Source organism: Azospirillum sp. NS33 (assembly GCF_059703765.1).
The window spans coordinates 14592-29148 of the sequence record NZ_BAAKJB010000028.1 but is presented as its reverse complement, the minus strand read 5'-3'; the positions used below and the strand labels follow the sequence as shown (position 1 = coordinate 29148).

The following is a 14557-nucleotide window of genomic DNA, read 5'->3' as shown; positions in this document are numbered from 1 at the left end:
TTGTCCGGTTCCGTCAGCGGTCGCGCCAGCTTGATCGCGGCGGGGCACCGCCGCCGGTGCTTTTTCGCGACCGTTGTCCCAGGCGCCCTCGGGGCCGAAGACGTTGTGGTAACGCGCGATGCGCACGTCCATCCCATGGTTGCGGCCGTAGGCGAGGTGGAGCCGCTCGCCGAACAGCCGTTCCCGGCCCTAGTCGCTGTCGGGGTGGGAGCGGTACGCGGTATCCTCACGGCAGACCGGGTTCTCGCTGCTGGCCTGGTTCTCCTGAGGGTAGATGCAGGCCGAGGACGCGTCGAACACCCGTTTGACCGTACGGCGGCGGCACGCCTCCAGGACAGTCCGGTTGATCGTGGCGGAGTTGTGCATGATCTCCGCATCGTCCGCACCGGTGAAGATGTAGCCGGCACCCCCCATGTCGGCGGCGAGCTGGTAGATCTCGTCGAAACGCGAGTCCACCACCGCGCGGCACAGGGCGGACTCGCGCAGATCGCCGACGATGGAGTGATCGGCCGGTGTCTCGCTGTACTGCGGCAGCTTGAGATCGACGCCACGAACCCAATGACCGTCGCGCTTGAGCCGCGTTACGAGATGGCTGCAAACGCCAGGGCGAGAGCGGGCGCCATACCCTGGCGGACATCGGGATGGCGGCGGTCTCGGTGGACTTCGGACGTGGACGCCACCGCCGACCGGACGACGGGGCCGGCCGGTCCGCTATGGGGAGATTGCCGTTGAGACCGGGCTGACGCTGCGCCTGGCGTTCGGACGCCGTCACGCCGATGTGCGCACCAAATCGGCTAACGGCGGCCGTCCTCCGGGCGCAGCGCACGGCGCAGCGCGGCCAGAGTGGCCTCGACCATGGTCTCCACCGTAAGCCCCTCCGCCGTCCGCCGGGCGCCCTCGGCGAGGCGCACGGCTAGGCCCGGTTCAGTCAGCAACCGTTCCAGCGCCGCCGCCAGCGCCGTGGCGTCGAGGGAATCGGCGAACAGGCCGTTGCGTCCGGGGTCGAGATAATCGATCTCCACCCCATGGCCGGGCGCGTTGCGGCAGGCCACGAGCGGCACGCCATAGTTGAACGCGTGTGCGACGAGAAGCCCGACCGAATCTGGGCAGACGACCGCCGTTGCCAGCCGGAACAGCGGCGCCAGATCGTGCTCCTCGAACAGGGCCGGTGCGAGGCGGACGCCGTCAGCTTCCGCCGCCAGCGCCGCAATCCGCAGGCGGTCCGGCCCGTCGCCAACGATCAGCAGGGTGCAGATGTGGCCGCGCCGGCGCAGCTCCGCCGTCGCCGCGATGGCCAGATCCACCCGCTTGGCGGTGTAGAGCCGGCCGATGAACAGGAAGAGCGGCTCCTGGTCCGGAAGCCCGTAGCGCCGCCGGGCCGCGGTCAGCGCGTCGGGTCCGACGGCGGCGGCCGCCGCGCGCACCGCCTCCCCATCAATCGTGTTGTGGGTGACGAACACCCGGTCGGCTGGAACGCCGTGTGCCACGCATTGCGCCGCGAAGCGCGGCGTGTAGGCCAGCACCGCGTCGGCTCCGCGCGCCAGCAGCCGGCGCAACCATCCGCGCAACGCGGCGACAAGGCCGGAGCCGTCGCCCTCCAGGCGGAAATGGCCGGACAGCAGCAACCGTGGCCGTCCCGTCAGCCGACGGCTCAGCCACAACACCCACACGCCCAGGTCATGCACATGGGCGGCGGCGATTGCGGCGTCGTAGCGCCCCGACAGTGCCTCCATGACCCCGCCAGTCCAGACAATGCGTCGGCCGCCCGGCAGGCTGCCATGGCGCACCGGCACCGTCGGCAGCGGCAATGGCTGGTCCGTCATCACCGCACCGTGGTTGGCCGGGGCTGGCCCGTGGAAGACGGTGATCGACCAGCCTTCGGCACGGGCGAGTGAGCGCAGGAACGGCAGGCGGTAATGCGCCATGATCCCGTCCATCAGTGCCACCCGCGGCCGGTGGTCGTCGCTTGCGGCGCCGGGGGCGGCGCCGGGCGCCTGATCGACCCCGTGGCGGGCGGCACGGCGGTCGGTCGCCAGGGCCGCCGGCAAGCGGAACACATAGGGGGACACCGCCCACAGCGGCCACGCCGGGCCGCCATGGCGCCGGGCGAAGGCGAACCATGCCCGCGGCGGGAAGCCGCGCGGACCGACCAGCGCCGCCACACGCGCGCGCCGCGACAGACGCCCGTCGCACCAAGCGGGCGCGGCATGGTTGGGCGCGCAGCGTCCCAGGAGCCCCGGCGCCTGCACCACCGGCACGCCCGCCTGCCCGGCGCGCAGGCCGAAGTCGGTGTCGGCGGTCCCCTGGACGCCGGCGAAGACGCGCGGGATGCCGCCCAGCCGCTCGTGGACGGCCGTCGGCACCAGCGCGATGTTGCCCTGGAAGGTGTCGCAAGGCTGCGGTGCGCCGGCGGGTGCGACGAGGTGGAAGCGGAACGGCCGTTGCGGGTGGCGGCGCTGGCCGCCGTAGCTGGGACGCCCCGTCGCCGGGTCGCGCGTGGCGCCGACCACGACCGGAGCCTGTCCCGTGTCGGCCCGCCAGCCGTCGTGGCAGGCCACAAGGGCTGCCACCGCCCCGACGTCCAGGCGCACATCGTCGTTGAGCCAGAGCAGGAAGTCCGGTTCGCTCCGCGCCGCCTCGGCGAGACCGAGCGCCATGGCGCCGGCCCACCACAGCGACCCGTCGCCATGCAACAGGCGTACCCGCGGAAAGCGTTCGGCGACCGCGGCGGTGGTGCCGTCGCTGCTGCCGTCGTCGACGACCACGGCGTCCAGCGCGACGCCGTCCGGCAGAGCTTGCCCGAACAGCGACGCCAGCCCCTCCAGCGTGGTGGCGACCCGCCCATGGCAGGCGAGCACGGCGGTGATCCGCCGCGTCGCGGTGGCAGCGGGCGTGCGGGTCAAGGGCACGGTCCCGATGGCACCCGCCATCCGTAGAGCTCCCGGCAGGCGGCCCAGCCGGCGGCTGGGCTGTGCCGCCGCCGCGCGATCGCCGGCGCGTCGGCGGTCAAGGCGGCCCGTGCGTCGGGGGTCAGGGCGGCCACCCCGGCCAGCGCGTCGGCGATTGAATGGGCATCCGTGCCGCACCAGCGAACCGCCGGGCCGAAGGAGCGCAGTTCCCGCAGTCCGTGGGTGTCCGTCAGCACCGACGGCACACCGCAGGCCAGGGCCTCAAGCGCCGCGATGCCCAGTCCCTCGCGCACGGACGGCATGACGAAGGCGTCGGCGGCGTGCAGCAGGGATCGGACGTCGTCGATGCCGCCGAGAAACCGCACCCGGTCGGCGATGCCCTCGGCGGCGGCCAGGGTGCGCTCGTCGGCTTCCATCGCTCCCTGGCCGGCGTGCAGCAGCAATACGTCCGTTCCGTCCGACCGCAGGCGGGTGATGGCCCGGATCAGGGCATCGTGGTTCTTGACCGGCGCACAGTTGCCGACGACCGCCACGGCGAAGGTTCCGAGGGCGAGGCCGAAGCGCCTGCGCGCCCGCTCCCTCTCCCCCTCCTCCGGGGGGCGGAAGGCGGGATCGACCCAGGCCGGAACGCACCGCGCCGGATTGCCGAAGCGCAGCCGCTCGTTATCGATCACCGCCGCCGAAAGCGCGGCGCTCTCAACGCCGAACAGTCGACGCGCCAGAGCGCGCTGGAGCGACCGGCGCAGCCGCAGGGAGCCGTCGAACTCGAACACGGCATGCACGGTGCGGACGATCCGCCGGACCCCGCCGGCGCGCGCCGCCAGCTCGATCCAGAAGGCCGCCCGCTCGCAATGGACATGCACGATCTCGGCCCGCGTCTGGCGGAACACCCCGACGAGGTGGCGAAGAAAGCCCGCGTCGCGGGAAAAGGGAACGTGGTGAATGGCGTAGCCGGCCGCCTCGAGGTGGAGGGCGAAGGGACCCGGCCCGGAGTCCCCGGTGGACAGGATGGCCGGACGCAGCCCGTCCGCGAGCGTCATCGGACCGATGGACTCGAGCATGCGCTCGGCGCCCGACGGCATCAAGGCGTTCAGCACATGGAGAAGCACCGGTTGTCGGCTCATGCCCCGCCGCCGTCCGGCGTCCGCGCCCGCCGCCGGGACGGCGCCCGAGACCAGCGGCCGACCGGTCGGATGCCGTTCACGGGGGCGGGATCTTGGCTGACCATGCGCACTCCTTAGGCGTCCGCCCGCAGCGTTGCAAGCCGCACGGACCGCTGCTGGTGCACGCAGGCCGGTATCCGGCGTGCCGCACGGAGGCGGTGACGGCAAGGGGTTGCCCCGCCTCGCCGCCGGTCACGCAATGCGGACCGAGTTCGCGCATCCGAGGTCGAGCATGCGGTTAAGCATGGTGGCACCGAACGTCAGCACTCCATCGCGGCGCAGACGCGTCGTGGGAACGACCGTGCCACGCTCGTCCACACCGTGGACCGGGAACACGGGCGTGGTCAGATCGAGGCCGATGCGTACGCGCCGCCAGCGCCTCAGATTCTCAGGCCGAGGCGTAGCGCAATGATGTACTGGTCATACTCGGAGGATGCGGTATTGGACGTACGCTTGCGATAGCCCAATTCGCCTCCGACATAGTATTCCGGAGCCAGAGCCCAGATGACACGGCCCCGGCCATCGTAGGTCCAGTTGGTCTGATTCGTCCCCTCGAACTCGTCCTTAAAGACGCTGGCCGTACCGGTCAGGACGATGTTGCGCGCGTATTCGTGGCGAACGAGCAAGGAGACACTCGTGCTGACGATCGCCGAGGCACCGACGCTGGTGGTTTCCTGCGTCGACCGCTCCAGCGACGGGACAACCACCGTCAGGCGGCTGGGCGTCCAGTTGAAGACGGCGCGGACGGCAAAGCCCTGCGGATCGGAGAAGCGCGGATCCTCGTAATCCTGCTGAAGATAGCCGACGAGGAAATCGCCGCGCACCAACTGGGTAAGGTCGACGCCGATACCCGCTTCGGCGCGCCAACCCTTGCTCGAACGGTTGTAGCCGAGGTCGTCGAACTCGTCGTCGTACTGGCGCCGGTTCGCTTGCAGCTGGGTGACCGCGGAGTAGCCGGGGAAGATCTCGTACCCGGCGCGCCCGGTGATGCTGTACTCCATGCGGTCGCGGTCGGAGTTGTTGTTCGGCGGGCCGCCGTCGACCTCGACGTCCTCGAACTGCCGGCGGGACACCCGCAGCCCCCCTGAGAAGACGTACCGTCCGGCCACCAGTTTCGAGCCGATCTGGCCGGTGACGCTGTTCGTCGGCGTCGGCTGCTTGCCGCCGGCATCGTCGGGGCTTCCGCGATCCTCATGCTGGCGGCTCACGTCCAGCGTACCGGTGCCTTCCCAGTTGCGGTCGAAGTCGTAGCGCCCATGGCCGAACAGCTGCGCGTTCAGATGATTGTCGCTGGAATAGTGTCGGAAGATATTCTGCTCCACCCGTGCGGTCAGGTTGAGCGCGTGCCGCGAGAAACGCGAGCGGACCTGCACTTCTGGTGCGATCCGCGTCTGGAAGTCCGACTTCTCGTCATTCGGCTGTGCGAAGAGGTTGGAGTTGAACCGCTCCTCCAGTTCGATCTGGGGCAACAGCAGAAAACTACCCAACTCCGCGCCCTTGGGCTGGTAAGAGTCCCCGACGCGCTGAGGGTCGTTCTTGCCTTCCACGTCATCCTGGGGGGCGGGCTCCGCGGTGATATTGGCTGCACCGGTGCCGCTGCGGCGGGGGTCTGTCTCGGGATGGCTCGGACCGCCCGACTGGGCCAGTCCCGACGACCACGGGGCTGCGACGACGCCGAGCGTCATCACCACAGCCAACAGTCGAGTGCGGCCGAAACGGAACGCTGTATGCGTGTCGCGAAGGGCGTTCTGCATTGCTAGCCGCCAATTTCCAAGAAAAAGTCTCGCTGTCCATACCACTCACACCCGCCATATGCCAGTCCGCCGGTGTCGCCTTCCGCATCGTTATATGGATTGTTGTAGGGACGGTTCGTAAGCATACGGTGAGCGCCGTCCTTCGTCAGCGGACGTTGGTGCGCAACTTGGCTCGCGGACACAACTCGCCCGGTCCGGGGTGACGGTCAGGCGATCGTCCGCGAAACCGGCCTGCCCAGGCCGGTCATCCGGTTGATGATGGTGCGAGCGGCCCGGGCCGCGCCCGCGGTGGCGGGACCCTGGACGTCACGCCGGAGCTGTTGCCGCGGTCCGCGTGGTGTGGGTAGGATGCCGCCCGCCGCGCCGTTTGCTGGCGGAGCCGGGCATCCCAGCCATTCGGATGGCATCCATGCGCCTCCTTTTCATGATGCAGGGGCGGTCGGTGACCGATCACCCGGGCTGGACGGACGCGTGCAACCGCCTCCGGTCGGAGGGGGCGCTGACCGATTGGCGGGCAATTCCCTACTATGGCGTGGCGGAGTCCGCTGGCTGGGACGGCGTGTGGAGCGAGGCGCTGCGGACCGCGCGCGCGATGGAGGCCGACGCCGTCCTCCTCCACTGTTTCCATGGGCCGATCCCCGATCCGACCGGGTTCATCGAGCGTCTGCGGCAATTGCCCGTCCGTCCGGTGGTCGCGGTCAGTTCGGGCGACCCGTTCGGCCGGTTCATCGGGCGCTTCCCCAAGTCCTTCCGCACCGCGGCTCGTCTCGCTGACGTAACGTTCCTGACGGAGATGGGGGGGCTTGCCCGCGATCTGGCCCGGTCGGGAGCCCGCCGGGTCACGCTGATGCCCCACGGCTACTGCCAGGTCCGCTTCGACGGCGCCTTCGATCCGGACACCTACCGGCCGGACTGCGACGTCGTGTTCGTGGGAAGCCGGATCCGGGTGCGCAACCCGACGCGCTACCTGTTCCTGGCGGCGTGGCGGCGTCTCGAGCAGGTCATGGCTCTGCAAAAGCGCTACGGACGCCGCTTCGCCCTGTTTGGCGCGGGGTGGGAGGGTTGGCCGTCGGCGCGCGGCCCGATTCCCTTCGCGATGCAGCAGGAAGTCCTCCGCAAGGCCCGCGTGATTGTCGGCCCACACCCGAACGGGCACATGGACTATTACATGTCGGACCGCAGCGCGGTCGCCATGCTGTCGGGCATTCCCTTCGTCGACGTCCGGGTGCCGCGGATCGACCGGATATTCCGCGACGGCAGCCAGATCTTCCTGCACCGCGGCACGCGCGGGATGCTGGCCGCCTGCGACCGCCTGCTCGACCTTGGCGACGACGAACGGCTGGACCTCGGCCGACGCGCCGCGGCCGACCTTGCCGCCCGCCACAGCCAGTATCACCGCATGCGATCGATGCTGGCCATCCTGTCGGACCTGCGCGCCGCGCTGGCGGCCGGCCGGACACCGTCACCACCGGCGCTCGACTGCTTCCTTCCGGAGGTGGATGCACGGGCGGAGCTACCCTATGCGACGGCCGGCTGGCCGTGACGGCCGGTCCCGCCGACGCCGGGAGGCGAGCCATTGCCGGGCGAAATACAGGATGAACAGGGTGTTGGTCACCAGATAGCGGCCGGCCAGCCGGCGCGGCTCGCTGGCCAGCCGGAACAGCCATTCAAGGCCGTTGCGCCGCATCCAGCGCGGTGCCTGCCGCTTGGTGCCGGCGTGGAAGTCGAAGGCGGCACCGACTCCGATCATCACCGGCGCACCCGGCCGGCCGGCGTGGTCGGCCATCCAGAGTTCCTGCTTCGGCGTGCCCAGCCCGACCCAGACGATGTCGGCGTCGCTGGCGGTGATGGCGGCGAAGGCCGCGACGTCCTCCGCGTCCGTCATCGGGCGGAACGGGGGCGAACAGGTCCCGACGATGGCGATGCCGGGAAAACGGCGCTCCAGATTGGCCTTCAACCGTGTCAGCACCGTCTCGCTGCTGCCGTACAGATAATGGCGCCACCCCTCGGCCACCGACCGTTCGCACAGCGCCAGCATCAGATCCGGCCCATAGACCCGCTCGGCCTGCCGGTGGCCAGCCAGCCTGGACAGCCAGACCAGCGGCATGCCGTCGGTGGTTACCATCGACGCCTCGTTATGGTTCCGCATCAGGGTCGGGTCGCGCCGGCTGGCGACGACGCCGTGCACCGCGGTGACGCAGACATAGGCGGGGGTCCGCCGCGCGATCCAGCCGGCGATCCGCTCCGTCGCCTGTTCCATGGTCTGGGCCCACACCCGGACGCCCAGGACGTCGACGCGCACGACGTCGAGATCCCGACCGTCCGGCTGGACCGTTTGCGCGGGCTGTTCCGGAGGGGCGGACGTCATGGCTGGCCAGGGGCTTGGCTGTACCGCTGCGACTGCGCCACCGCCACGCCGAGAATGGCCGCCCAGGTCACCGTCAGGCCGGGGATCTGGAGACTGAAATCCAGCAGGGCATGGACCCCGACCAGAAGCGTGGCGGCGACCCCGAGCAAGGGATAGAGCGTGTCGCGCTGACGGTTCACCCCGCCGCGCAGACAAGTCCACAGCAACCGGAGCACCACCGCGACCAGCACCGCCGCTGCCGGCACACCGAGATCGACGGCCAGTTCCAGATAGGTGTCGTGCGCCTCCGACCAGACCTGGAGGATGTCGGGGGGCCGCACGGTGGCGAAGACGGCGGCGAAGCTGCCCGGTCCGTAGCCGGTCAGCGGCCGGGCGGCGATCAGGTCCAAAGTCAGCTGGTAGATGCGGAGCCGGTCGGAAAAATGCCCATCGAGATCCCCCGCCCGAACCAGGACGCCGAACGCGATGGTCAAAAGCAACGCTATCGTCACGCCACCCCAGGCCAGGGTTCGCCAGCGCGCCGCTCCGGGCGGACGACTCGCCGTCTTGTGCGCCCAGGCCAGCGCGACCACCCCCACCAGCGTCGCCGCGCAGCCGGCGCGAGAACCGCTCGCCAACAGCGCGACCATGACGACGGTCGCCACCAGCGCGAAGATCCCGGTCGGCCGGCCAAGGTGCAGGATCAGCGTGCGAAGGTGGATCGGCGCTTCCAGGCGGGTCGACACCGCGGCCAGCGCGCAGAGCAGCGTTAGCCCGGCGTAGGTGGCGTAGTGGTTGCGGTTGACGAAGGTCGCGGTCAGATCATCGTGATAGGCCCATTTCCGCATCAGCAGGATGCTGTCGTTTCCGGTCATGTAGACCAGCAGGCCGTACGCCGCGTAGGCGCCGCCGGCCAACGCCAGCGTGTCGATCAGGCGATGGGTGCGCCGCGACGACCGGCCATGCTGCAATGCCAGCCACATGACCCCGGCATAACAGAGAAGCCGCATGACCCCTGTGGGCACCGCGAACAGGTCGGTGGCCAGCGGAACGGCCCGCGGGGCGGTGCCCGCCAACTCCTGTTGCGCCTCCACCCAGATCGGAACGCCCCATCCGGCCGGCCACAGGGGCGACGCCTGCGCCAGGGCCCAGGCGACCACCGCCGTGAATCCGACCAGCGGGCCTGCGACACGCCAGGGCGAAACGGAGGGCGCCTGCCGGTCGGTCAAAGGCACGATCGGCCAGGTGAGGCAGAGCAGGCCGATCAGGCCGGCGAGCAGCGACCAGCTCCACGGGCGGTTGGCGCCGAGCGGCAGCGGCGCCAGAACGATGACGGACGCGAAAATAAAACAATGCACACGACGAACGATCGTCATCCGATACCCACATGAAACCGCCGATTCTTCCACCGCGCGCCCGCCTCCGCCATCGCCCTTTTCAATAGGCGTGATCGATGTCATCCTTCCGGCCGCTGCTGAATCGACTTTCGGGCCATTCCATTTGCCACGACCGGAAGCACGAAGGCAACCACCTTATGGTCTCAAGAAAAAGCGGTCCTGGTATGTCGTCGCATTTGCCTCCCACCACCGTCATTTTTGATTTTTCCACTCGCGACCTTGTGCACATGGTCGGCTCCTGCGCATCGGACGAGCTTTTGCCGGTCATCGAGTCAACCGTGCCACGCGGCGCGGCGGTTTTGGAGGCTGGGGCGGGCTCCGGACGGTGGGTGAAGGCGCTTTCCGATCGCGGCTACGCCGCGGCCGGAATCGAGTTGAACCGGGGCGACGTCGACCGCTTCCGTGCGGCGTGGCCGGACCTTCCCTATGACCATGGCAGCGTTGAGGACCTGCCCTATCCGGACGGCCGATTCGACGCCCTGCTGTCCCTGGGAGTGATCGAGCATCTGTTCCACGGGCCGGAGCGGGCGATGGCGGAAATGCGACGCGTTCTGAAGCCGGGCGGCATCATCCTGTTGACCGTTCCCCACGCCAACCCTTCCTTCCGGCTGGAGCGGTGGAAGGACGCGCTGTTCCACCGGCTCTATGGCAGTGCCGCGATCCGCCGGGTTCTCGGCAAGCCGCCGCTTGATTTTCCGGCAGACACCGAACGGCTCCGGTTGCAGGCGATCCGCGCCGGGCGGCGGGCGGGACTGGCCGTCAAGTTCTGTTTCGCGCGCGACCGGGGGCGGGACTTCTACGAATACCGCTTCACGACGGCGCAGCTTCGCGCGCTGACCGAAGCGTCCGGCTTCGCGGTGCAATCGGTCCATACCCTGTATGTGGCCGACCGGCTGTACCAGATCTTCGGCCGCCTGCTCGGCCGATACGACGGAATCCGGTCGCCGCGGCTGAACGGGCTGGGGCGCTGCCTGGCCACACTCCTCCCGGCCGGCTGGATCGGCCACATGGTGCTGATCGTGGCGCGACGGACATAAGGCCTCGACGGCGGGACGCCTGCGTCGCACGCGGCTCGACAGGAAGGTCCGCACCCGACCATTTGTATAAGTCCGTTTTTCTTGTGCATTGACAAGCGAAGCTTGATCATACGCATATACGAAGGCCGTGAGACCTCCGAACCAACTGGCATAATGGATCATCTTTTTCGCGCTCTACAGCCCCAAATGGTGGGACGGGCGGGCGGCAACGCGCGCGCGTTCCGGTGGGTGCGGGGCCTGCTCAAGCCGGCAGCCCCCGCGGGCATTCTCGCCCTGGGGGACGTGGCGCTCATCGAGGGGGCCGTCCGTCTGGCCACCCTGCTGCGCGACCGGCTGGGCGCCTGGTTGCCGATCTCGCTCGATGAACGGGTCGTGTACGAGTTGCATGTCCTGACCATCCTTCTGCCGATCGGCTTCGCGCTGGCGGGCCTGTATCCCGGCTACGGTCAATCGGGGGTTGAACGGACGCGGCTGCGCATTCTCGTCGCCGCCCGGATCTTCGGCGCAATCCTGCTGTACGACTATCTGCTTCAGGACGGACGGTGGTCGCGCGGCATCACGCTGATGTCCGCGACGATCAGCCTGACGGTCCTGCCCGTGTGGGACGGGCTGGCGCGCGCCCTGATGGTGCGGATGCGGTTGTGGGGCGTCCCGGTGGCGGTGCTCGGTGACGATCCGGAACGCCGCCGACGGATCGCGCGCACCCTGTCGCGCTCGCCCGATCTGGGATGGCTGCCGGCGGTCGAGGGCCCCTTGCCCTTGCCGGACGACCCGCCGTCGCCGGGCATCGACGTCGCCGTGGTCGTGCTGGGCGACGGTTTCCGGCCGCCGGTCACCGAGGCCTTGCCGTACCGGCGTGTGGTGCTCGTGCCCGCTTTCGACGGGGCGCAGACCCTGTGGGTCACCGTGCGCGACCTCGGCGTGCATCTGGGGCTTGAGACCCGCCGCAATCTTCTGCTGCCGGCCAACCGGCTCTTCAAACGCCTGTTCGACCTCCTGTTCGCCGGGACGCTGCTGCTGCTCGCCGCCATTCCGGTCGCCGTTTACGCCGTGCTGTTGAAGATCCTCTCGCCCGGGGCGGTCTTCTTCACCCAGGTCCGGCACGGCATGGACGGCCGCCCCTTCCGGATGCACAAGCTGCGCAGCATGGTGGTCGATGCCGACCGCACGCTGGCGAGCCTTCTGGAGCGCGACCCCGATGCGCGTGCGGAATGGGAGCGTCACATGAAGCTGCGTCGCGATCCGCGCGTCATCCCGGTGATTGGGCGGATCGCCCGCCGCTTCAGCCTGGACGAGCTTCCCCAGCTGTGGAACGTCGTGCGCGGCGACATGAGCCTGATCGGGCCGCGCCCGCTTCCCGACTATCATCTGGCGCAGATCGACCCGGCGGTGAACCGGCTTCGCCAAAGCGTGCGGCCAGGCCTGACCGGGCTGTGGCAGGTGTCCGGCCGAAGCACGCGGTCGATCGAGGAGTTGCAGTCCCTGGACACCTATTACGTTCGGAACTGGTCCTTCTGGCTCGACCTTCATATTTTGGGCCAGACCGTGGCCGAGGTCGCGAAAGGGGACGGCGCATGGTGAGCGTCGCAGCCGTCCGGCGGGGGCAACCGCTGAAAAACAACGCAATGAAGATCGGATGAGTGGCGTGGACGCATCGGGACAACCGTATCGATCTTTGAACGGGCCGGCGGCCGGTTCGAACCGCTTGAACCCGGAACTGCACATCGATCTGGGCCGTACGCTGCGCACGCTGTGGCGGCGGCGCCTGCTGCTGCTTGTCTGTCTGCTGCTGGCCGCCGGCAGCGCCTGGGCGTACACCGCGCGCATGCCCCCGGTCTACACGGCGACCGCGGTCGTCATGCTGGACAACAACCGATCGCGGGTGATCGATCTGAGGGACCGGGCGGGACAGGAGACGCCCCTGTACGTCACCGTCAATTCGGAGGTCGAGGTGATCCGCTCGCGCAGCGTGGCGCAGCGGGTCGCCGACACCCTGAACCTCTACGACGACCCCGAACTCAACCCCGCCCTGACCCCCAAACGCGAGACCTCCGACCTCATCCGGCTGGTGTCGGCTCTGTGGACGGAGCTGGTCGCGGACATCACCGACCAACCCGAGGCGAAGCCGGAAGCGGTGGAGGAGCGTCAGCAGGCCGCGCGCGCCGAGGTGGTCGACGCCATATCCAAGGGCATGGAGATCGCGGCGATTCCCCAGTCGGTGGTCATCCGGATCAGCTTCCAATCGACCGATCCGGAAAAGGCGGCACTGATCGCCAACGCGATCGCCGACGCCTACCTCGTCGAACAGATGGAAACCAAGTTCGAGGCGGTGCGCCGGGCGGCCACTTGGCTGAACGGCCGGCTGGACGTGCTGCGCCGCACCGTCGAAGCCTCGGAACGGCAGGTCGTCGCCTACCGCCAACAGATGGGCCTGGTGGAGGACCAAGGCGGACTTGCTGATGCCCAGAAGCTGGCCGACATGAATTCCCAGCTGGTGCAGATCAAGTCCAGGCGGACCGAGACCGAGGCCAAGCTTGACCGCATCGACTCCCTGTCGATGTCGCAGGACAGCACCGGCGCCGCCGGCGAATTCGTCGACTCGCCACTGATCCAGCACATCAAGCAGTTGGAAGCCCAGTTGTCGCGCGAGGCATCCGAGCTGTCGTCACGCTACGCCGCGCGGCACCCGATGATGCTGAAGATCCGGGCCGAGCTGGCCGAGATGCGCAGCAAGCTGCGCGCCGAGATCGACGGGCAGGTCCAGGCCATGCGCGACGATCTTGCGATCCTGCGCGACCGCGAGACCAGCCTGACCAAGCAGATCCGCGAATCGCAGGACTCCACCATCAAACAGAGCGGCAACGAGATCCGCCTGCGCGAATTGGAGCGCGAGGCCCAGGCCAGCCGGGCGATCTTCGAGGCGTTCCTGAACCGCTTCAAGGAAACCGGCGAGCAGGAGCACATCCAGCAGGCCGATGTCCGCATCATCTCCGGCGCCGAGACGCCGAAGGTCCGGAGCGCGCCGCGCACCCGGCTGCTGGTCGGCGCCGCCGCCCTGCTCGGGCTGTTCGGCGGCGTGGTCCTGGTGATGGTGCTGGAGCAGCTGGACAACACCTTCCGCAGCCGCGAACAACTGGAAACGGCAACCGGCCTGCCGTCGCTGGGCCTGATTCCGTCCATCCGTCAACTGATCGGCCAGCACTCCGCCGAATCCATCCTCAGCGACAAGCCGTCCTCGTCCTTCGCCGAGGCGTTCCGCATCGCCTGGTTTGCGCTGAAGCATGGATTGCCCGACATCGACGCAGGCCGGTCCAATGTCGTCGTCGTCACCTCCTCGGTGCCGGACGAGGGCAAGAGCCTGACGGCGCTGTCGCTCGCCCGCACCGCGGCCAACCTGTCGATGCGGACGATCCTGGTGGACGCCGACCTGCGGCGGACCTCCATCGTAAGCACGCTGGACCTTTCGCCCGCGTACGGCGTCGCCGACGTGCTGGCCGGGCGAGCCGATCTGGATCAGGCCATCGTCCGGGACCCCCGCTCCCGTCTGGACATCCTGACGGGGCCGCCGATCAAGCCGCAGCAGTACCAGCACGACCTCCTGAATTCCAAGAGCGTCAACACCCTGGTCGACGAGCTGCGCAACCGCTACGATCTGGTGGTGATCGACAGCCCGCCGACCCTGCCGGTGGCCGACCCCCAACTCCTCGCCCAGTTCGCCGACCGGGTGGTGTTCTGCGTCCGCTGGAACAAGACGCCCAAGGAGAATGTGCTGTCAGCGCTGCGCATGCTGCAGGACGTCAACGCCCCGATCAGCGGCCTGCTTCTGACCCGCGTCAACCTTCGCAAACATGCCCGTTACGGCTATGGCGATGCCGGACACTATTATGGCCGATACCATGGTTACTACACCGAATGACGCCACCGCGCCCCGCGCCGGGCGTTGGGCGGCC

General features: G+C 69.0%; 9 protein-coding genes and 1 pseudogene. 4 read left to right on the top strand and 6 right to left on the bottom strand.

Annotation, left to right across the window (positions count from 1 at the left end; all coding sequences use genetic code 11):
- Positions 1–189 precede the first annotated feature (189 nt).
- The 4 genes and pseudogenes from AC6H2I_RS22105 to AC6H2I_RS22090 form a co-directional block, all read right to left on the bottom strand.
- Positions 190–582, bottom strand: a pseudogene (locus tag AC6H2I_RS22105) (NAD-dependent epimerase/dehydratase family protein); the annotation flags it as partial.
- Between the two features lie 212 nt (positions 583–794).
- Positions 795–2930, bottom strand: coding sequence for a glycosyltransferase (locus AC6H2I_RS22100; protein WP_497502882.1), 2136 nt, complete (start codon positions 2928–2930; stop codon positions 795–797).
- Positions 2900–4033, bottom strand: coding sequence for a glycosyltransferase (locus tag AC6H2I_RS22095; protein ID WP_497502881.1), 1134 nt, complete (start codon positions 4031–4033; stop codon positions 2900–2902). The genes AC6H2I_RS22100 and AC6H2I_RS22095 overlap by 31 nt, the downstream gene beginning before the upstream one ends.
- A gap of 419 nt (positions 4034–4452) precedes the next feature.
- Positions 4453–5826 (bottom strand): outer membrane beta-barrel protein, encoded by a 1374-nt coding sequence (locus AC6H2I_RS22090; RefSeq protein ID WP_497502879.1) that lies wholly within the window; start codon positions 5824–5826, stop codon positions 4453–4455.
- Between the two features lie 409 nt (positions 5827–6235).
- Between AC6H2I_RS22090 and AC6H2I_RS22085 the strand changes: the two genes are divergently transcribed.
- Positions 6236–7369 (top strand): glycosyltransferase family protein, encoded by a 1134-nt coding sequence (locus AC6H2I_RS22085; RefSeq protein WP_497502878.1) that lies wholly within the window; start codon positions 6236–6238, stop codon positions 7367–7369.
- On the opposite strand, the gene AC6H2I_RS22080 is transcribed toward AC6H2I_RS22085, so the two are convergent.
- Both AC6H2I_RS22080 and AC6H2I_RS22075 read right to left on the bottom strand, forming a co-directional pair.
- Positions 7340–8128 (bottom strand): WecB/TagA/CpsF family glycosyltransferase, encoded by a 789-nt coding sequence (locus tag AC6H2I_RS22080; protein ID WP_497502877.1) that lies wholly within the window; start codon positions 8126–8128, stop codon positions 7340–7342. The genes AC6H2I_RS22085 and AC6H2I_RS22080 overlap by 30 nt on opposite strands.
- Positions 8129–8190: 62 nt before the next feature.
- Positions 8191–9633, bottom strand: a complete 1443-nt coding sequence (locus AC6H2I_RS22075; protein ID WP_497502876.1) for an O-antigen ligase family protein — start codon at positions 9631–9633, stop codon at positions 8191–8193.
- Between the two features lie 101 nt (positions 9634–9734).
- Here AC6H2I_RS22075 and AC6H2I_RS22070 point away from each other — a divergent pair, with 101 nt between their 5' ends.
- The 3 genes from AC6H2I_RS22070 to AC6H2I_RS22060 all read left to right on the top strand — a co-directional run bounded on the left by AC6H2I_RS22070 (position 9735) and on the right by AC6H2I_RS22060 (position 14523).
- Positions 9735–10607 (top strand): class I SAM-dependent methyltransferase, encoded by an 873-nt coding sequence (locus AC6H2I_RS22070; RefSeq protein ID WP_497502875.1) that lies wholly within the window; start codon positions 9735–9737, stop codon positions 10605–10607.
- Between the two features lie 153 nt (positions 10608–10760).
- Entirely contained in the window at positions 10761–12188 is a 1428-nt protein-coding gene (locus AC6H2I_RS22065; RefSeq protein ID WP_497502874.1) for a sugar transferase, read from the top strand.
- Between the two features lie 124 nt (positions 12189–12312).
- Positions 12313–14523 carry a polysaccharide biosynthesis tyrosine autokinase gene (locus AC6H2I_RS22060; protein WP_497502873.1) on the top strand — a complete coding sequence of 737 codons (2211 nt, stop codon included), beginning with the start codon at positions 12313–12315 and terminating at the stop codon, positions 14521–14523.
- The last annotated feature ends 34 nt before the right edge of the window (positions 14524–14557 follow it).

What these genes read in the sequence shown, in the direction of transcription:
- AC6H2I_RS22070 (WP_497502875.1), top strand. Translation starts at nt 9,735, where the DNA reads ATGTCGTCGCATTTGCCTCCCACCACCGTCATTTTTGATTTTTCCACT.
- AC6H2I_RS22095 (WP_497502881.1), bottom strand. Translation starts at nt 4,033, where the DNA reads ATGAGCCGACAACCGGTGCTTCTCCATGTGCTGAACGCCTTGATGCCG.
- AC6H2I_RS22085 (WP_497502878.1), top strand. Translation starts at nt 6,236, where the DNA reads ATGCGCCTCCTTTTCATGATGCAGGGGCGGTCGGTGACCGATCACCCG.
- AC6H2I_RS22090 (WP_497502879.1), bottom strand. Translation starts at nt 5,826, where the DNA reads ATGCAGAACGCCCTTCGCGACACGCATACAGCGTTCCGTTTCGGCCGC.
- AC6H2I_RS22100 (WP_497502882.1), bottom strand. Translation starts at nt 2,930, where the DNA reads ATGGCGGGTGCCATCGGGACCGTGCCCTTGACCCGCACGCCCGCTGCC.
- AC6H2I_RS22075 (WP_497502876.1), bottom strand. Translation starts at nt 9,633, where the DNA reads ATGACATCGATCACGCCTATTGAAAAGGGCGATGGCGGAGGCGGGCGC.
- AC6H2I_RS22065 (WP_497502874.1), top strand. Translation starts at nt 10,761, where the DNA reads ATGGATCATCTTTTTCGCGCTCTACAGCCCCAAATGGTGGGACGGGCG.